Here is an 18,323-nt window from a genome sequence, read left to right as displayed (position 1 = left end):
CGGAACAGACGCGACCATTTCCCGGCAGCCTCGCCGCAATTCATGACGGAACACTGATATGCGCACTTCGAAATGGGTTCTTGGAACCTATATTTTCATCATTATTGCGGGCATCATCCTCGCACTGCCCAATATTTTCACCAAGGCACAGCTTGATGCCTTGCCCAACTGGCTGCCCAAGAAGCAGATTTCGCTTGGTCTCGATCTTCGCGGCGGTTCCTATCTCGTTCTCGAAGTGGACGCCGCAGCCCTGAAGAAGGACCGCGTCCGCGCCATGCTGGACGATGCGCGCAACAAGCTGCGCACCGAACGCATTCAGGCGCAGTCAGTCCGCATCGCCGGGGATTCCGTCATCGTGACCATTGCCGACCAGGCACAGCGCGACCGCGCCGTGACGGTTCTGAAGGAACTGACGGCCCAGGTTGCGCAGGTCGGCTTCGCCGCCCCGGTCAGCGACATCGACATCACCTCAGCCGACAACACGATCCGTCTCACCCTGACGGATGCCGGCATGAAGGACAGGCTCGACAACGCCCTGCAGCAGAGCCTTGAAATCGTTCGCCGCCGCGTCGATCAGGTCGGCGTGGCCGAACCCTCCATCCAGCGCGTCGGCTCCGACCGTATCGTCGTCCAGCTTCCCGGCCTGCAGGATCCGTCCCAGCTGCGCGCGCTGCTCGGCAGCACGGCGAAGATGACGTTCCACATGGTCGCCGACCGCAATTTCGGCGATACACCGCCGCCCGGCATTTCCATCCTGCCGGATGCCAAGAATCCCGGCCAGACCTATCCCGTCGAGGACCGTGTTGCGCTCAGCGGCGAACGCCTGACCGATGCCCGCGCCGCCTTCGACCCGCAGACCAACCAGCCGATCATCTCGTTCCGCTTCGACAATGTCGGTGCGCGTCAGTTTGCTGAAATCACCAGCCAGAATGTCGGCCGTCCCTTCGCCATCGTTCTCGACGGCAAGGTGCTGACCGCGCCGGTCATCCAGGTGCCGATCACCGGCGGTTCCGGCCAGATCACCGGCAATTTCACGGTGCAGGATACGGTGACAACCGCCGCCCTGCTGCGCGCCGGTGCCCTGCCCGCGCCATTGACGGTCATCGAAGAACGCACGGTTGGCCCTGATCTCGGCGGCGACGTCATCAAGATGGGCATCCTGACCGGTCTTGTCGGCTTCGCCCTCGTCGTCGGCTTCATCTTCGTGCTCTACGGCACGTGGGGCTTCATCGCCAACCTGGCGCTGGCGCTCAATGTCATCCTGACATTCGGTGTCCTCAGCCTTATCGGCGCCACGCTCACCCTGCCCGGCATCGCCGCCATCATCCTTGGCATCGGCTTTGCGGTGGATGCGAACATTCTCATCAACGAGCGTATCCGCGAAGAAGCCCGCAAGGGCATCGGCGCCATGGCCGCCGTCGACCGCGGCTTCAAGCACGCCTATGCCACCATCGTCGATGCGAACGTCACGCACCTGATTTCCACGCTGCTGCTGTTCCTGTTCGGCACCGGCCCGATCCGCGGCTTCGCGGTCACCATGGTCATCGGCACGCTGATTTCGATGTTCACCGCCGTGACCGTCGTGCGCATCGTCATGACGGCCATCGTCCGCCGCCGCAAGATGAAGACCATCCACATCGAGCACGTGGTCAAGCTGGTTCCGGAGACCACGAAAATCTCCTTCATGAACGCCCGCTTCTTCGGTATCGGCGTCTCGATCTTCCTGTCGATCGCCTCGGTGATCCTGTTCATCCATCCCGGCCTCAATTACGGCATCGACTTCAAGGGCGGCATTCAGGTTGCCGTCACCACGTCGAAACCGGCCGATCTCGCCACCATGCGCAGCTCGCTGGAAGCACTCGGCCTCGGAGAGGTCGTGCTGCAGCAGGCCGGCGGCGACAATCAGGTCCTGATTCGCGTCCAGCGCCAGGATGGCGGCGAAGAAGCCCAGACGGCTGCCGTGACCAAGGTCAAGGCCGCGGTCGAACAGCTCGATGCCGGCGTGAAGATCGAAAGCTCGGAAGTCGTCGGACCGAAGGTCAGCCAGGAACTGGCGCGCTCGGGTGTCCTGGCGGTCATCCTCGCCAGTATCGCCATGCTGCTCTATATCTGGTGGCGGTTCGAGTGGCACTTTGCCCTCGGCGCGATTGCCACGCTCATTCTCGACACGACGAAGACGGTTGGCTTCTTCGCCCTGATGGGGCTGGACTTCAACCTCACCGCCATCGCCGCGCTTCTGACGATGATCGGCTACTCCGTCAACGACAAGGTGGTGGTCTATGACCGCATGCGCGAGAACCTGCGCATTCACAAGAAGATGCCGCTGCGCCAGATCATCGACATGAGTATCAACCAGACGCTGGCCCGTTGTATCTACACCTCCGTCACCATCTTCCTTGCCATGCTGCCCATGGCAATCTGGGGTGGCAAGGCCGTGGAAAACTTCGCGCTGCCGATGCTTTTCGGTGTCGTGATCGCCACGAGTTCGTCGATCTTCATCGCCGCGCCGATCCTGCTGCTTCTGGGAACCTGGTGGGAAAAGAACCACCAGCACCGCATCGGATCGAGCGAGACACCGGCCGTGAAGAGCTGAGCCGAGCCTGATCTGAGCTCTCCAGGCTAAATATCTGCGGCGTATGAAAAAAATTGCATTTCATGCGCCGCAGAACGACAAAAGTTGTTTGCAAGACATCATGTGTACGCAATACTGAGGCAGTCATTGGCTGCAGACAGATTGACTCTATTATTTTTCATCACGACCCAGGGGGAGACACCGACATATGCCTCATGAAACGCCGCTGATTGCGACAATCGTTGTGGGCCTTGTGGTGGCCTTCATCTTCGGTGCGATTGCCAACCGTCTGCGCGTTCCTCCCCTTGTCGGTTACCTGCTTGCCGGTGTCCTTGCCGGCTCCCATACACCCGGTTTTGTCGCCGATCAGGAACTGGCGGCCGAGCTTGCCGAGATCGGCGTCATTCTGCTGATGTTCGGCGTCGGGCTGCATTTCTCCCTGAAGGATCTGCTGTCGGTCCGGGCCATCGCCATTCCCGGTGCAATCGTCCAGATCGTCGTGGCAACCCTGCTGGGCGCCGGGCTTGCCTGGATTCTCGGCTGGAGCATGCAGGCGGGATTCGTCTTCGGTCTCGCTTTGTCCGTTGCCAGTACCGTCGTGCTCTTGCGCGCCATGCAGGAGCGCCGCCTGATCGAGACGGAGCGCGGGCGCATCGCCGTCGGCTGGCTGATCGTCGAAGACCTGGCCATGGTTCTGGCACTGGTGCTGCTGCCCGCCATTGCCGACGCCGTCAACGGCAAGAACCCGGCGGTCGAGGCCGCTGCCCATATCGCCAGCGACCCCATCGTCGCCTATTTCAATCTCGGCATCGGCGGCATCATCGGGCTGACGCTCGGCAAGGTTGCCGCCTTCGTCGCCGTGATGCTGATCGTCGGCCGCCGTGTCATCCCGTGGACACTGCATGCCATTGCCCATACCGGCTCGCGCGAACTGTTCCGGCTCGCGGTGCTGGCCATTGCGCTGGGCGTGGCTTTCGGCGCGTCGAAACTGTTCGGCGTATCGCTGGCGCTCGGCGCCTTCTTCGCCGGCATGATCATGAGCGAATCCGAACTCAGCCACCGGGCGGCGGAGGAATCCCTGCCGCTGCGCGACGCCTTCGCCGTGCTGTTCTTCGTCTCCGTCGGCATGCTGTTCGACCCGATGACCATCATCAACGATCCGCTGCCGCTTCTGGCAACGCTTGCGATCATCGTGGTGGGCAAGTCGCTGGCAGCCTTCTTCATCGTGCTGGCGTTCGGTTATCCCACCGGGACCGCCCTGATCATTTCGGCCAGTCTGGCGCAGATCGGCGAGTTCTCGTTCATTCTGGCGGAGCTGGGTGTCGGGCTCGGCATGCTGCCGCAGGAAGGGCGCGATCTCATTCTCGGCGGCGCCATCCTGTCGATCCTGCTCAATCCGGTCGTCTTTGCCGGGGTGGGATATCTGAAACCGTGGCTGGAAAAACGCTCCGCCTCGGCAACGGAAGCCAGCCCCGAGACGACGGTCGTCGAGGAACCCGACGTGGAAGAGCTGCAGCCGACCACCCTCACCAACCACGCGGTGCTGATCGGTTACGGCCGTGTCGGCAGTCTGGTGGGCGATGCGCTGAAGGAAGTCGGCAAGCCGTTTCTGGTGATCGAAGATGCCGACAAGACCGTGGCAAAGCTGCGCGATGACGATGTGGAAACCATCGTCGGCAATGCCGCCAATGGCGATGTGCTGGCCGCGGCCAACCTTGCCGAAGCCCGGCAGCTGATCATCGCCATTCCGAATGCCTTCGAAGCCGGGCAGATCGTCGTCAAGGCGCGCGCCGCCAACCCGGCCATCAGCATCCTGGCGCGGGCGCATTCGGACGCCGAGGTTCAGCATCTGCAGGATCTGGGTGCCGACGCGGTGATCATGGGCGAGCGGGAAATTGCCCGGGGGATTGTCGCGCATATTCTCGATCTCGACAAACCGAAGCCGGAGGAGCCCTTATCGGCATAACCAAAGAAAAAACGGGGTTCGCGGCGCAAGCCAGGTGAGAATGATTGGACGGGAATGGGTATGAAGTTAAAGGATTATATATGGCCGGTGATCGGGTTGGCCGCTGTTGCTGTCTCCGCGTGGCTCCTCTACCGGGAGTTGCGGAGCATATCGCTTGAGGATGTGATCCACAGTCTCTATGCGATTCCGACCCATCGCTGGATTCTGGCCGCCCTTGCCTCCCTGCTCGCCTATGCCGCCCTTGCGGGCTATGACCGGATTGCCCTCCTGCATCTGCGCCGCAAGATTTCCTGGCTGTTCATCACGCTGTGCTCCTTCACCACCTACGCGCTCTCGCACAATATCGGCGCGTCAGTGATCTCGGGTGCGGTGGTGCGCTATCGCGCCTATTCCTCGCAAGGGATGAGCGCGGCGGAAATCGCCCTGCTCATTGCCTTCTGCTCCTTCACCTTCATGCTGGGCACGATCACCCTGAGCGCATTCGTGCTTCTGATCGAACCGGAAATATTGCAGCGCTTCAACAATGAGCTGCCGCTTTCCCTCAGCTATCTCCTCGGCTTCGGCGCCCTCGCCTTCGTGCTGCTCTATGTCTTCGGCAGCTGGCTGCAGCTGCGCCCGCTGCGCATCCGCAAGTTCACGCTCGAATATCCGCGTCTGACCGTTGTCGCCCAGCAGCTGATTGTCGGACCGCTGGAACTGATCGGCGCCGCTGCCATCATCTATTTCACCCTGCCCGAAGCCGGCAATCCCGGCTTTCTCATCGTGCTCGGGATTTTCCTCATCTCGTTTTCCGCCGCCCTGATTTCCCATGCGCCGGGTGGCCTCGGCGTGCTGGAACTGGTCTTCCTGACCGGGCTACCCGACATGAACCAGGCCGACGTGCTGGCCGCGCTGATCATCTTCCGCCTGTTCTACCTGCTGATCCCCTTTGCCCTGTCGCTGCTTGTCGTCCTGTTCTTCGAGCGTTCGCAGTTGCTGCTGCGCTGGTACAAGAAGGACAGCGAGACCTGAGCAGTCAACGCCGGGCCGATTTCACGATTCCGGATTTTCGCATTGGAATTTTTTTCCAATACACCCCGACTTTAGACCCCCATTCCTTCAAAGAATGGGGGCCGGCACCTATTTTCAGGCTGTGATTTCAACGTTTCCTCCCCAAGCTGGAAGGATAGGTGCCTGATGACAACATTGATCATTCCCGGATATCTCGGCTCCGAGAAAGGCCATTGGCAGCGGCAGTGGCTGGCCGATGACGATACCGCCCGCCTTGTCGAACAGGATGACTGGGAAAATCCGGTTCTGTCGCAGTGGCTGCACGTGCTCGAGGCGGCGATCTCGGAAACACCCGGCGCCATTCTCGTTGCCCACAGCCTGGGCTGCGTGCTTGTCGCCCATCTGGCCAGCCGCCCCTCCGCCGCCCATGTGGCAGGCGCCGTGCTGGTGGCACCCGCCGATGCCGAGCGCATGGCAGTGCAGGACCCGAAATTCCGCAGCTTTGCCCCGCTGCCGCGTCACGATTTTGGCTTTCCCTCCATCGTCGCCGCCAGCCGCGACGATCCATACATGTCCTTCAACAAGGCGCAGGCACTGGCTGATATCTGGGGCTCGGGATTTGTCGACATGCGCCATGCCGGCCACATCAATGTTGCCAGCGGTTTCGGCGCATGGCCGGAAGGTTATATCCTGGCGCAGTCCATGCGGCGGCCGGACGATGCCCTTCGCACCAGGCGGGCAGCCTAGCCCGCCTGCTTGCGCTCGAGAAGATATTTGAGGATGAGCGTGACCACCGCGATCAGCGCCAGCGTCGATGAGGCGGCAAAGGCCCCGGTGACGTTGTAGTCGTTGAACAGCAGTTCGATCTGCAGCGGCAGCGTGTTGGTCTGGCCGCGAATGGCGCCGGATACCACCGACACGGCACCGAATTCACCCATGACGCGTGCATTGCACAGCACCGCGCCATAAAGCAGCGCCCAGCGGATATTCGGCAGCGTGACATAGAAGAATGTCTGCAGTCCTGTTGCCCCGAGGGTGATGGCCGCTTCTTCGTCCTCGCTGCCCTGCGCCTGCATGAGCGGAATGAGTTCGCGTGCGACGAACGGACTGGTGACAAACAGGCTGACCAGAAAGATCGCCGGGACGGTGAACATGATCTTGATGTCGTGGCTCTCCAGCAGCGGACCAAGCAGCCCCTGGCTGCCGTAGAGGAAGAGATAGGTCACACCCGCGACAATCGGCGAGACGGAGAACGGAATCTCGATGAAGGTGATCAGCAGCCGGCGGCCGGGAAAGCGGAAACGCGTGACCAGCCAGGCGACGCAGATGCCGAAGACCATGTTGATCGGCACCACGACGATGGCCGTCAGCACAGTCAGCCAGATCGCATGCAATGTCGCGGGCTGAGTGATCTGCGCGATATAGACGGAGATGCCCTCGCGCAGCGCATAGGTAAAAATCACCGCGATCGGCACGCCGATGAACAGCGCCGACAGGGCCATGGCGGCGAGGATCAGCAGCCAGTGCGCCGTGCGTGCCGGGCGCTGGCCATGCCGCCGCGACGACTGCATTTTGGCCGGGGCGGCGAGATCAGCTGCGGTCTGCATAACGGAGCTGCCAGGCTTGAATGGAATTGGTGACAAAGAGCATGAGGAACGCCAGCACCAGCATCACGGTGGCAATGGCCGCCGCGGCGGGATAGTCATATTCGTCAAGGCGGATGAACACGAGCAGCGACATCACCTCGGTCTCGAACGGCAGATTGCCGGAAATGAAGACGATGGCGCCGAATTCGCCGAGGCTGCGGGCAAAGGACAGGCTGCATCCGGCGATGAATGCCGGGAAAATCGCGGGCCAGATCACCCGCGCAAAAATCTGCCAGTTGGTCGCTCCCAGCGACCGCGCCGCTTCCTCGACATCAACAGCCACATCCTCCAGCACCGGCTGCACCGTGCGGATGACAAAGGGAATGCTGGTGAACATCATGGCGATGGCGATGCCGAGCGGCGCATAGGCGATCTTCACCCCCAGCGGTTCGAGATAGCGGCCGAACCAGCCATTGGCGGAAAACACGGTGACAAGCGCAAGGCCGGCAACGGCGGTCGGCAGGGCGAACGGCAGGTCGACCACCGCATCCAGCAGCCGCCGCCCCGGAAATTCGTAGCGCACCAGCACCCAGGCAAGCAGCAGGCCGAACAGCGCATTGAACAACGTGGCAAGCAGCGCCGCCCCGACAGTTATCTTGTAGGTTGCAACGGCGCGCTCGGAGGAAATGATGGTCCAGAAATCCGGCCAGCCGAGATTGACCGACTTGTACAGCATCGCCAGCAGGGGCAGCGCCACGATGATGGCGAAGTACAGCAGCGTCACGCCGAGGGTCAGGCTGAACCCCGGCAACAATCCGCGCTGGCTGGATTTTGAAAACAACGGCATGCTCGGGTTCTAAAGCCTGTTCGTGCGAAAGCAAGCAGGGGTTGCAAAGAATGCGGCGGCACAGCCAAGGCCATGCCGCCTTCGGGTTCGTCAGCCGCTGATCAGCGCTTGGTGAAAACCTTGTCGAGGATGCCGCCCTCGGCGAAATGCTCCTTGGAGAGCTTGTCCCAGCCGCCGAAAACGTCCTCCACGGTCACCAGACGCGTCTCGGGGAACTGCGCCGCATATTTCGCCTTGATGGTCTCGTCATGCACGCGGTTGAAGTTCTGGGCGAGAATGTCCTGCCCTTCCGGCGTATAGAGGAATTTCAGATAGGTTTCGGCAATTGCCCGCGATCCGCGCTTGTCGACGACCTTGTCGACGACGGTGACGGGAAACTCCGCCAGCAGGCTGACCGGCGGCACCACCGCCTCATACTTGTCTTCGCCCAGCTGCTTGCGCGTGCCCAGAACTTCGGCTTCGAACGTGATCAGCACATCGCCGATGCCGCGCTCGGCAAAGGTCGTGGTTGCGGCACGCCCGCCCGTGTCGAACACCGGCACGTTGGCAAAGAGTTTCTTGACGAAATCCTGCGCCTTGGCCTGGTCCTTGTTGTTGGCCTCAAGCGCATAGGCATAGGCGGCCAGATAGGTGTAGCGCGCATTGCCGGAGGTTTTCGGATTGGGGAAAATCACCTTCACATCGTCGCGGACGAGATCATCCCAGTTCTTGATGTGCTTCGGATTGCCCGCACGCACCAGAAAGGCCGGCAGGGAATAATAGGGCGAGGAATTGTTCGGCAGGCGCGACTGCCAGTCGGCGGGAATGAAATTGCCCTTGTCATGCAGAACCTGCACGTCGGTGACCTGATTGAACGTCACGACATCGGCTTCAAGCCCTTCCAGGATCGAGCGGGCCTGTTTTGACGACCCCGCATGCGACTGGCTGACGGTGATATCCTTGCCGGCCTCTTTCTTGTAGGCCGCCGTAAAGGCCTTGTTGACCTGCTCGTAAAGCTCGCGCGAAATGTCGTAGGATACGTTGAGGATTCCGGTGGGCTCCGCGGCATTCACCGGCCCGAGGCCAAGCGCCAGAGCGACCGTGGCATAGACGAACAGTTTTTTCATTGCATTCTCCCAAGCAGCCAGCACGGATCGTGCTGTCGAAATGAACCCAGCCCCATCCAACCCAGCGATGTCATAGGAGAACGGATATTTTTTCTGAGAATGCCGCCAAATCTCCGGGAGCGGAAGAATTGGAATTCCAACAATACCTTGCTTCTTAAAACTTTATTCCAAGAAATGACTAAAACGAAATATTCGCCCGGTCTATCCGGGCCGGTTCCGCAATCCGCTTCCACCCCGCGATGCCGCGAGGCAGCGTCGTGAACAAAAGCGCGGCTTACCAGAAGCCGCGATGCTGCCAGCACCAGAGGAAATCCTCCTCGGTCCAGTTGCGATGACGCTTGGCCGAGGCCTCGTCGCTGTCCCGCTTCTTCGCATCCCGTGCATCGGTGTCGAGTGTTTCCGAGGCGAATACCTCGCGCCACAGGCGTTCTGCCCGATTAAAGATGCCTGATACTTCACTGTACATTGCGACCTCCAGGGAACAATTGGGTTGCAGAGTGCAGCTGCCTCCAGGAGACAACCGATACCCGATGATGACCGGTTGTAAAAATTTGTCAACAATCACTACCGGTTTAATCGTGTATCGATTTTAACGCTTTCGCAACTTTTCGGGCGCTTAATTCTTAATGAATGATTATTTTTCAGAGCCTTAACAGCCATTTTTAAGACATTTGGCCGCCATGAAAAAACTCCATTTTTTAACACTTTAGCACTAGAAAATGTCACGCGAGGGACTATGACTGCATCTCACAGGGTGGTCAGGCAACAATCATGATTTCGCAGAAAGCCAAATATGCGCTCCGGGCGCTTGTCGTTCTCGCCAGAGCCGATGCCGAAAAGGCCCTTTTCATTTCGGACATCGCGGAAGAACAGAACATTCCGAAGAAGTTCCTGGAACAAATCCTGCTCGACCTGAAACATCAGGGCATCGTCATGAGCCGCCGCGGCAAGATGGGCGGCTATCTCCTGCTCAAGCAGGCACAAGACATCACCTTCGGCGAGGTCCTCAGGCTGATCGACGGGCCGATTGCGCCCCTGCCATGCCTCAGCAAGATTGCCTACCGGCGCTGCGAAGATTGCGACAGCGAGGACAAGTGCGAAATCCGCCATGTCTTCAGCGAAGTCGCCAATGTCACGCGCGGTGTGCTTGATAAGACCACGATTGCCGATTGCCTCGCCTATGGCGATGGCGGCAAGCTGGCAGCCGTGCTCGACAGTTAGAGCAGTTTGCGGCCATATTGAATCGTTCTGCCGGCGGGAATTTGCGGACAAGGTCAAGGGGTTTGACGAGACCGATGTTCTCCATCGGACGAAGTCAAAACCCGCAGGAATTGGGCCAAATTCACCCGGCCCTTCGGGTTTCCGGCTGGCGGACACCCACTTTGTCAGGCAGCTTCGTCCGATGGATAAACATCGGCCTTGCTACCTTCCGCGTGGATTGTCTCGCCATCCGGGAAACAGAACTGATCCAATATGGCCGCAAACCGCTCTAACCCCTCGGGAAACACCATGACTGCCAACGATCCGGAAACACTGGCCTTTTACGCCGATGAAGCCGTGCGTTACGCCAACCAGTCGCAGGCGCGCGCGTTTGACCATCTCGACGCCTACCTCGTCCTGCTGTCTCCCGGCGCCAGAATACTGGAACTCGGCTGCGGCGGCGGTGACGACACGGCGCATATGCTTGCCCGCGGCTTTGACGTGGTGCCGACGGATGGCTCGCCCGAGATCGCCGCCGAAGCGCAGAAGCGGCTTGGCATTGCCGTCGATGTCTTGCAGTTCGAGCATATTGCCGCGGACAATGCCTATGACGGCGTCTGGGCCAGTGCCTGCCTGCTGCACGTGCCGCGCGCCGGCCTGCCCGATATCATCAGCCACATCAACCGCGCCCTCAAACCCGGCGGACGGTTCTTTGCCAGTTTCAAGGCCGGTACGGCCGAAGGCCGTGACCGCTTCGGCCGCTACTTCAACTACCCCTCGCCGCAATGGCTGCGCCAGGCCTATGGCGAAGATCGCTGGCATGGCATCGATATCGCTGTGCTGATGGGCAGCGGCTATGACCGTGAGCCGACGCAATGGCTGCACGTCATCGCCACCAAGCAGCCCTGATCAGGTAAAGACGGCTTTTCCGATAACCGGCGTTGACGGCACCGCCACATCGCGCGGCTCTAGCATGCCCGCGTGAAAGGCCATGTGCCCGGCATCCACCGCCTTGGCGAAGGCGGTCGCCATGGCGATAGGGTCGGCAGCCTTGGCAACGGCAGTATTGAGCAGGATGGCATCAAAGCCGAGTTCCATCACCGTAGCGGCATGGGACGGCCGGCCAAGACCGGCATCGACGATGAGCGGCACCTCGGGGAAATGCCCGCGCAGGGCACGCAGGGCATGCAGATTGAGCGGGCCAAGCGCCGAGCCGATGGGCGCGCACCACGGCATCAGCACCTCGCACCCCGCCTCGAGCAGGCGCTCCGCCACGACCAGATCGTCCGTCGTATAGGGAAACACCTTGAAGCCGTCCGCTGTCAGGATCCGCGCTGCTTCCACCAGCGCAAACACATCCGGCTGCAGCGTGTCGTGATTGCCGATGACTTCGAGCTTGATCCAGTCGGTGGCAAAAATATCCCGGGCCATCTGGGCGGTCAGCACCGCTTCCTTGACCGTGTGGCAGCCCGCCGTGTTGGGCAGCACATGCACGCCGAGCGACTGGATCAGCGACCAGAACCTGTCGCCCGACTTGCCGCCCGCCATTTCGCGCCGCAGCGACACCGTGACGATCCTGGTTTCCGATGCCTTCACCGCATCCATCAGGATCGCCGGTGACGGATATTGCGCGGTGCCAAGCAGGAGGCGCGAGGACAGTTCGGTGCCATAAAGGGTCAGCATGGCTCAGCCTCCCTGCCGGGGGGTGAGGATTTCCACCCGGTCGCCTTCATTCAGCGCCACGGCAGCGCGCGCGGTCGCCCGCACCAGCTCGCCGTTGAGCGCGGTCGCCAGCCATTCGCCCTCATACTCAAGTTCGCCGAGCAAATCGGCCAGTGTTTTGGCCGCAACCTCGTGCGGCTCTCCATTGACGATCAGTCTCATGATCAAACTACCTTCTCCGAGTCAAAAGCCATCGCCGCCGCCTGCATCGCCATGGCAGGCGCCAGCAGAAATCCGTGCCGGTACAATCCGTTGATGCTGATCACCCGGCCATCGCGCTCGACGCGCGGAAAATTGTCCGCATAGGCCGGGCGCACGCCGACACCGGTCTCGATGATCGCTGCCTCGCCGAAGGCCGGATGCAGGCTGTAGGCGGCATTGAGCAGTTCCATCATCGACCGGGCAGTAACCGGCCCCGTCGCATCGCTTTCGATCATCGTCGCGCCGACCATGAAGAGGTGATCGGCGCGCGGGACGATGTAGACGGGAAAACGCGGATGGATCAGCCGGACCGGCCGGGCCAGCGCGATGTCGCGGGTTTGCAGGATCAGCATTTCACCGCGCACCCCGCGCAGATCCGGCTTGGCCGTGGAATAACCGGTGCAGTCGACAATGCGGTCGAATTTGCCCTCGTCCCGCTCGTTCTCAAAGCGAACGCCGGATGCGGCCAGCTTGGCCGCCAGCGCCGTCAGGGCGCGGCGCGGATCGAGATGCGCTTCGTCCCGGAAAAACAGCCCCCGGCGGAACCGCCCCGCAAGGTCGGGTTCGAGACTGCCCAGTTCCTGCGCGTCTACGCCGGCAAAACCCGAGGTGCGCGAGGCGAAACGGTCCAATTCCCCGGCATCACGCGCTGGCGCCAGCACCAGCGTGCCGTTGCGCACGACACGCCCCGGCAGGGCCGCCTCCCACCAGGAGGCAGCCTTCAATCCGAGTTCCAGCACCTGTTCATCGGCACTTTCCCGCTCGCAATACGGCGCAAGCATGCCGCCCGCATACCAGGAGGCGGTCGATGACGTGTCGCGGCGCGGGTCGAAGACGGTTACGTCTGCGCCCCGCGCCATCAGTTCATGTGCGGCGGTGAGCCCGGCCACGCCAGCGCCTTTGACAAGAATGCGCATCAGAAATCGTCACCCCCGACCGGAATGGGCACAGCCGCGGACGTCAGCGGCATGTAGAGATCGCCGCCCTGCCGGAATTTTTCCGCCATGGCTGACATGCCCTCCTTCTGCGCTTCGGCGCGGATATCGTGGGAAATCCGCATCGAACAGAATTTCGGCCCGCACATCGAGCAGAAATGCGCCACCTTGTGCGCCTCCTTCGGCAATGTCTCGTCGTGGAACAGCCGCGCCGTTTCGGGATCGAGCGACAGGTTGAACTGGTCTTCCCAGCGGAACTCGAAACGCGCCCGCGACAAGGCATCGTCCCGCACCTGCGCCGCCGGATGGCCCTTGGCAAGGTCCGCCGCATGGGCGGCGATCTTGTAGGTGATCACCCCGATCTTCACATCGTCGCGGTTGGGCAGGCCGAGATGTTCCTTCGGCGTGACATAGCAAAGCATGGCGGTGCCGAACCAGCCGATCATCGCCGCACCGATGCCCGACGTGATGTGATCATAACCGGGCGCGATATCGGTGGTGAGCGGTCCCAATGTGTAGAACGGCGCCTCGCCGCAGACGGCAAGCTGCTTGTCCATGTTCGCCTTGATCTTGTGCATCGGCACGTGGCCGGGGCCCTCGATCATCACCTGGCAGCCCTTGGCCCAGGCAATCTGCGTCAGCTCCCCCAGCGTCTCCAGCTCGGCAAACTGCGCCGCATCGTTCGCATCGGCAATGGAACCCGGCCGCAGCCCGTCCCCCAGCGAGAAGCTGACATCATAGGCACGGCAGATATCGCAGATTTCCTCGAAATGCTCGTAGAGGAAACTTTCCCGGTGATGATGCAGGCACCACTTGGCCATGATCGAGCCGCCGCGCGACACGATGCCGGTGACGCGGTCGACGGTCAGCGGGATGTAATGCAACCGAACACCCGCATGGATGGTGAAATAATCGACGCCCTGCTCCGCCTGTTCGATCAGCGTGTCGCGATAGACCTCCCAGGTCAGGTCTTCGGCAATGCCGCCGACCTTTTCCAGCGCCTGATAGAGCGGCACGGTGCCGATCGGCACGGGGGCGTTGCGGATGATCCATTCGCGGATATTGTGGATGTTGCGGCCGGTCGACAGGTCCATCACCGTGTCGGCACCCCAGCGGATGGCCCAGACCATTTTTTCCACTTCCTCCGCCATGGAGGAGGTCACTGCGGAATTGCCGATATTGGCGTTGATCTTGACCAGGAAGTTGCGGCCGATGATCATCGGCTCGAGTTCGGGATGGTTGACATTGGCCGGAATGATCGCCCTGCCCCGGGCAATCTCCTCGCGCACGAATTCCGGTGTGACATAATCCGGCACCGACGCGCCGAAGGAATTGCCGTCGCGCTCCAGCTGCGCCCGCGCCGCGTCGCGGCCGAGATTTTCGCGGATCGCCACATATTCCATCTCAGGCGTGATGATTCCCGCCCGGGCATAGGCGAGCTGCGTCACGGCTTTATCGCCCTTCGCCCGCAGTGGCCGGTTGCGCACCGGGAACTCCGGGGTCAGCCGTTCACCGGTGACGAAGCCATTGTCCTCCAGCTTGACGTGGCGGCCGTCATAGGCGGCAAGGTCGGCATGGCCGGCAAGCCAGCTTGCGCGGATGCGCGGCAGGCCCTTGGCGATGTCAATCGCAGCGTTGGCATCCGTATACGGCCCGGACGCGTCGTACACCGTCACCGGCGGCTCGCCCGCTGTCGGATGCACCGATATCTGGCGCAACGGCACGCGGATATCCGGATGGATATGGCCGGGTTTGTAAATTTTGATCGAGGCCGGCAGCGGTCCTGCCGAAACGGTTGGGGTAATTACGGTCATCATCAGGCTCCTAAGCAATCAAGCGTGGAAACCCAGTTCTGTGCCGGAAGGATGAAAAGAGATTGCGAATCCGGATACGGATGTGCCGAGGCTGACTCGCATGACTTTCGCACCGTCCCTACGCCAGTATGAACTGGATCAGGTTCAACGGGTCACTGCGCTGCAAAAGCCAGCAGAATCTCAGCCCCTTGTCGGGACCCCCCTGGTGAATGTCTTGAATTGAACGCCCGATCCGCCATTTGTCAAGCGAATCGGTAAAATCGTGTGTGTGGCGCCCCGTCGATTCCGGGCACCTTGACCGGATCAGGACGCGCGCAGCGGCTTCAACGCATTGCTCCACTTGAGCAATTCGCCAATCATGGTGTTAGCGCTCGCCGTCACCAGTTCATTGGCCTGGAAGACGCCTTCATCGTTGATGAACTGCTGGTACGCCGGAACGGGAACGCCTTCGGGAATGGGAACCATCCGCAGCCCTGCGATGAGGCCCTTGACCGATTCGACCGAGCGCAGGCCGCCCGACACGCCGCCATAGCTGACGAAACCGACCGGCTTGTAGTTCCATTCCTGCCAGAGATAAATGATCGCATTGGTCAGGGACGGCGGAGCGAAATAGTCATATTCCGGCGTCACGAACACGATCGCATCACCCGCTTCGATCAGCGCGCTCCACTTTTTCGTGTGCGCATGTTCATACTTCCGGGCACGCGGGTGGTTGGGTTCGTCGAAAACCGGCAGGTTGAGATCCGCCAGGTCAATCAGAACCGGCTCGAACTGGCCGTCCTGGCTGGCAAAATCATGGAACCATTTGGCAACCGGCTGACCGGCGCGGCCCGGACGGGTGCTGACGTGGACGATGTTGAGCTTGGGTGCCATTGAAAGGTCTCCATAAGGCTTGAATATCATGGAGCATGCATAGGCGCGGCGTGATGCGGCGCACAAGAAGGCACTTTTTTGAAACCGGGTAATATCGATGTGAAGACGATAGTTATGGCGGAGTCTTCACAAAACGAAACCCGCTCCAGCATGGCTCGCTGTGCGGGTTCTGTCGCGTTTTGCAAGGACCGGAAACTCCGGTCATTGATTATCGGTTGTTGCTGAAATCGCTGGTAGCGGCACCTGGACGGGCAACGCGTTCTTTCTTCTTCGGACCAGGAAGCAGACCTTCACGCTGTGCCTGCTTGCGCGCTGCCTTGCGGGCGCGGCTGACGGCTTCAGCCTTTTCACGGACACGGCGCTCGGACGGCTTTTCAAAAGCCTGGCGCGCCTTCATTTCGCGAAAGAGACCTTCGCGCTGCATCTTCTTTTTCAGGACCCGGAGGGCCTGTTCAACATTGTTGTCACGGACGAGAACTTGCAATCGTTTTCCTTACCCATGCTTGTCTCGTCTTGCGGGCGTAAGCGTCACAATCAGACAAGCGTTTGATGAATTACCACAACGGCAATCCCGAGAAGCGCGGACTTTATTCATTCCCGCGCTAAAAATCCAGTGCACAGGAGCAGTTTTACTGACATCCACTTCATTTCATCCCGGCAAATTCAATATTTCCGCCGGGATGAACCTGCCGCCCTGCCAAATCCGCCGTGTCGGGCGGATTTGGCAGGGAATCAGATGGCAGCGGTGATGATGATTTCGACGAGGTAGTCCGGGGTCGCCAGCTTGGCTTCGCCGGTGGCGCGCGCAGGCGTGTTGGCCGGATCGACCCAGGCATCCCAAACCGCATTCATTTCGGCAAAGTCCTTCATGTCGGCCATCCAGATGATCGCCTGCAGGATCTTGGACTTGTCGGAACCGGCTTCCTTCAACAGGCGCTCGACCGAAGCCAGGACATCCTTGGTCTGCTCGGTGACGCTCTTGCCCGGTGTGCCTACCTGCCCTGCGAGATAAACCGTGTTGCCATGGATAACGGCCTGGCTCATGCGTGGACCGACTTCAATACGACGAATGCTCATGGAAAGCTCCTCTAGCAGTTTGGGTAGATCGATACTGGACAGGCATATAAGAAAAAAGGGCCATACGGCCCTTTTTTCAAAGAAATGGTGGGCACAGTAGGGATCGAACCTACGACCCGCTGATTAAGAGTCAGCTGCTCTACCAACTGAGCTATGTGCCCGTCAGCCGCTTTGACGACCGAAGGTGGGGGCTCTATAACGGGGCAAAACCGGCCTGTCCAGCCCTTCTTGAAAACTTTATGTCAGCTTTGAACAATAAGTTGTTTAAACAAAAAGCTGTCCCTCCGCCGTCTTGACCGCCGAACCGCCGATACGCCCGCCGGCAAGCTTCTGGTCGGCGATATCCAGTTCCAGCCGCAATCGCGATGGACGGCCCATTTCCTGGCCCTGTTCCAGCCACAGCCGCAACAATCCGTCGAGCGGCTGGTCAAAATGCTGGATGGCCCCGGCAAAGGCCGCCGTGGCGGAACCCGTTGCCGGGTCCTCGTAGGTGCCTTCGTCGCTGACAAACATCCGCGCATGAAAATTACTGTCGTGCAGCGTCGTTTCGCGGCAATAGACATAGACGGGCAGCTGGCGCCCGTCGATGACCGGTGCCGCCATTTTCATGGCGTCCTGGTTGATTCGAATCCGACCGGCAGCCGCCAGCCCGTGAATCGGGATCAGCAGGTAGGGCACGCCGGCATCCCAGATGGTCGGAACGTGATTCTCGAAGCCGATCTCCTTGGGTTCGAGACGCAGGGCATTGGCCAGCGCGATCCTGTCGGAATTATACGGCACCTGTTCCGGCAGCTTGGGAAGATCGAATTCGGCAAACGCTCCCGCCTTGCTGAGTTTCACGCCGCAGCGGACGGGGCCGATCTTCTCTTCCAGGATGATCAGCGTTTCCTGATCGCCCGCCACATCGGGAAAGCGGCTTTGCGCCAGGGCAATGGCGGACCCGACAGTCGGATGACCGGCGAAAGGCATTTCATAATCGGGCGTAAAAATCCTGATCTGGGCCGTATGGGCGGGATTGTGCGCCGGCAGGACGAACACCGTCTCTGACAGATTGAATTGCCCGGCAATCCGCTGCATGGCGGCATCGTCCAGCCCGGCTGCATCGTGCACAACCGCAAGGGGATTGCCCGTCAGGACCTTGTCGGTGAAAACATCATAGACTTGATAGTGCCGGCTGCTCATTTGCATACTCCTCGTCAAACCCTCGGCGAAAGTAGACACTGGAGAGAGCTGTTCAAGATAAACCTTGTGACGGTGACATTCCAGCCTGCAGGCCATCTGGTGCGTGGTTCGACAAGCTCACCATGAGGGAGGTGGTTGACTGCAAGTTCAATCACAAACGTAGCAGAATAGAACGCCCTGCAATCCTCACTCACCCTCATGGTGAGCTTGTCGAACCACGCACGGCAGAAATGCAACATTGCCTCTCTCGGT

General features: G+C 60.6%; 18 protein-coding genes, 1 tRNA gene and 1 riboswitch. Of the genes, 6 read left to right on the top strand and 13 right to left on the bottom strand.

Annotated features, from left to right (window positions below; translation table 11 throughout):
- Nucleotides 1-58 precede the first annotated feature (58 nt).
- The 4 genes from secD (at nt 59) to ACZ25R_RS09260 (ending at nt 6,275) form a co-directional block, all read left to right on the top strand.
- Nucleotides 59-2,593, top strand: coding sequence for a protein translocase subunit SecD (gene secD / locus ACZ25R_RS09275; RefSeq protein WP_223612805.1), 2,535 nt, complete (start codon nt 59-61; stop codon nt 2,591-2,593).
- A gap of 187 nt (nt 2,594-2,780) precedes the next feature.
- A complete protein-coding gene (gene ybaL, locus ACZ25R_RS09270) occupies nt 2,781-4,538 on the top strand; it encodes a YbaL family putative K(+) efflux transporter (RefSeq protein WP_223612804.1) in 1,758 nt (585 codons plus the stop codon).
- A 60-nt stretch (nt 4,539-4,598) separates the two neighbouring features.
- Entirely contained in the window at nt 4,599-5,549 is a 951-nt protein-coding gene (locus tag ACZ25R_RS09265; RefSeq protein WP_464663308.1) for a lysylphosphatidylglycerol synthase domain-containing protein, read from the top strand.
- Nucleotides 5,550-5,714: 165 nt separating this feature from the next.
- Nucleotides 5,715-6,275: an alpha/beta hydrolase gene (locus ACZ25R_RS09260; RefSeq protein ID WP_223612803.1), complete on the top strand. Its 561-nt coding sequence runs from the start codon at nt 5,715-5,717 to the stop codon at nt 6,273-6,275.
- On the opposite strand, the gene cysW is transcribed toward ACZ25R_RS09260, so the two are convergent.
- From cysW to ACZ25R_RS09240, 4 genes are all read right to left on the bottom strand, one after another.
- Complete coding sequence (gene cysW / locus ACZ25R_RS09255) at nt 6,272-7,099, bottom strand: sulfate ABC transporter permease subunit CysW (protein ID WP_472462461.1); 828 nt, start codon at nt 7,097-7,099, stop codon at nt 6,272-6,274. The genes ACZ25R_RS09260 and cysW overlap by 4 nt on opposite strands.
- Nucleotides 7,100-7,118: 19 nt before the next feature.
- A complete protein-coding gene (gene cysT, locus ACZ25R_RS09250; protein WP_472460789.1) occupies nt 7,119-7,961 on the bottom strand; it encodes a sulfate ABC transporter permease subunit CysT in 843 nt (280 codons plus the stop codon).
- 101 nt (nt 7,962-8,062) lie between these two features.
- Nucleotides 8,063-9,067: a sulfate ABC transporter substrate-binding protein gene (locus tag ACZ25R_RS09245; RefSeq protein ID WP_472460788.1), complete on the bottom strand. Its 1,005-nt coding sequence runs from the start codon at nt 9,065-9,067 to the stop codon at nt 8,063-8,065.
- Between the two features lie 274 nt (nt 9,068-9,341).
- A complete protein-coding gene (locus ACZ25R_RS09240) occupies nt 9,342-9,533 on the bottom strand; it encodes a hypothetical protein (protein ID WP_464661186.1) in 192 nt (63 codons plus the stop codon).
- Between the two features lie 305 nt (nt 9,534-9,838).
- On the opposite strand from ACZ25R_RS09240, the gene ACZ25R_RS09235 reads away from it, so the two are divergent.
- Entirely contained in the window at nt 9,839-10,288 is a 450-nt protein-coding gene (locus ACZ25R_RS09235; RefSeq protein ID WP_223612798.1) for an RrF2 family transcriptional regulator, read from the top strand.
- A gap of 288 nt (nt 10,289-10,576) precedes the next feature.
- Nucleotides 10,577-11,176 carry a class I SAM-dependent methyltransferase gene (locus ACZ25R_RS09230; RefSeq protein WP_472460787.1) on the top strand — a complete coding sequence of 200 codons (600 nt, stop codon included), beginning with the start codon at nt 10,577-10,579 and terminating at the stop codon, nt 11,174-11,176.
- Here ACZ25R_RS09230 and ACZ25R_RS09225 read toward each other — a convergent pair whose 3' ends face one another.
- From ACZ25R_RS09225 to ACZ25R_RS09185, 9 genes are all read right to left on the bottom strand, one after another.
- Complete coding sequence (locus ACZ25R_RS09225; RefSeq protein ID WP_472460786.1) at nt 11,177-11,950, bottom strand: thiazole synthase; 774 nt, start codon at nt 11,948-11,950, stop codon at nt 11,177-11,179.
- A 3-nt stretch (nt 11,951-11,953) separates the two neighbouring features.
- Nucleotides 11,954-12,151, bottom strand: coding sequence for a sulfur carrier protein ThiS (gene thiS / locus ACZ25R_RS09220; protein ID WP_163365481.1), 198 nt, complete (start codon nt 12,149-12,151; stop codon nt 11,954-11,956).
- A gap of 2 nt (nt 12,152-12,153) precedes the next feature.
- Nucleotides 12,154-13,107, bottom strand: coding sequence for a glycine oxidase ThiO (gene thiO / locus ACZ25R_RS09215; protein ID WP_472460785.1), 954 nt, complete (start codon nt 13,105-13,107; stop codon nt 12,154-12,156).
- Nucleotides 13,107-14,939 carry a phosphomethylpyrimidine synthase ThiC gene (gene thiC / locus ACZ25R_RS09210; RefSeq protein WP_472460784.1) on the bottom strand — a complete coding sequence of 611 codons (1,833 nt, stop codon included), beginning with the start codon at nt 14,937-14,939 and terminating at the stop codon, nt 13,107-13,109. The genes thiO and thiC overlap by 1 nt, the downstream gene beginning before the upstream one ends.
- A 97-nt stretch (nt 14,940-15,036) precedes the next feature.
- Nucleotides 15,037-15,153, bottom strand: a riboswitch (TPP riboswitch).
- Nucleotides 15,154-15,242: 89 nt separating this feature from the next.
- A complete protein-coding gene (locus ACZ25R_RS09205) occupies nt 15,243-15,812 on the bottom strand; it encodes an NADPH-dependent FMN reductase (protein ID WP_223612793.1) in 570 nt (189 codons plus the stop codon).
- 208 nt (nt 15,813-16,020) lie between these two features.
- The gene (rpsU, locus tag ACZ25R_RS09200) at nt 16,021-16,296 is read right to left on the bottom strand and encodes a 30S ribosomal protein S21 (protein WP_464661192.1); all 276 of its coding nucleotides are present in this window, start codon (nt 16,294-16,296) and stop codon (nt 16,021-16,023) included.
- 248 nt (nt 16,297-16,544) lie between these two features.
- On the bottom strand, nt 16,545-16,889 hold the full coding sequence (locus ACZ25R_RS09195) for a RidA family protein (RefSeq protein ID WP_105732256.1): 345 nt from the start codon (nt 16,887-16,889) through the stop codon (nt 16,545-16,547).
- A gap of 85 nt (nt 16,890-16,974) precedes the next feature.
- A tRNA-Lys gene (locus tag ACZ25R_RS09190) sits at nt 16,975-17,050 on the bottom strand.
- 103 nt (nt 17,051-17,153) lie between these two features.
- Nucleotides 17,154-18,071, bottom strand: a complete 918-nt coding sequence (locus tag ACZ25R_RS09185) for a PhzF family phenazine biosynthesis protein (protein WP_472460783.1) — start codon at nt 18,069-18,071, stop codon at nt 17,154-17,156.
- Nucleotides 18,072-18,323: the final 252 nt, after the last annotated feature.

It is taken from the genome of Phyllobacterium sp. RCAM01083, from assembly GCF_055685835.1.
Note: the sequence above shows the minus strand (reverse complement) of the source record. Positions and strands in the feature narration are given on the sequence as shown.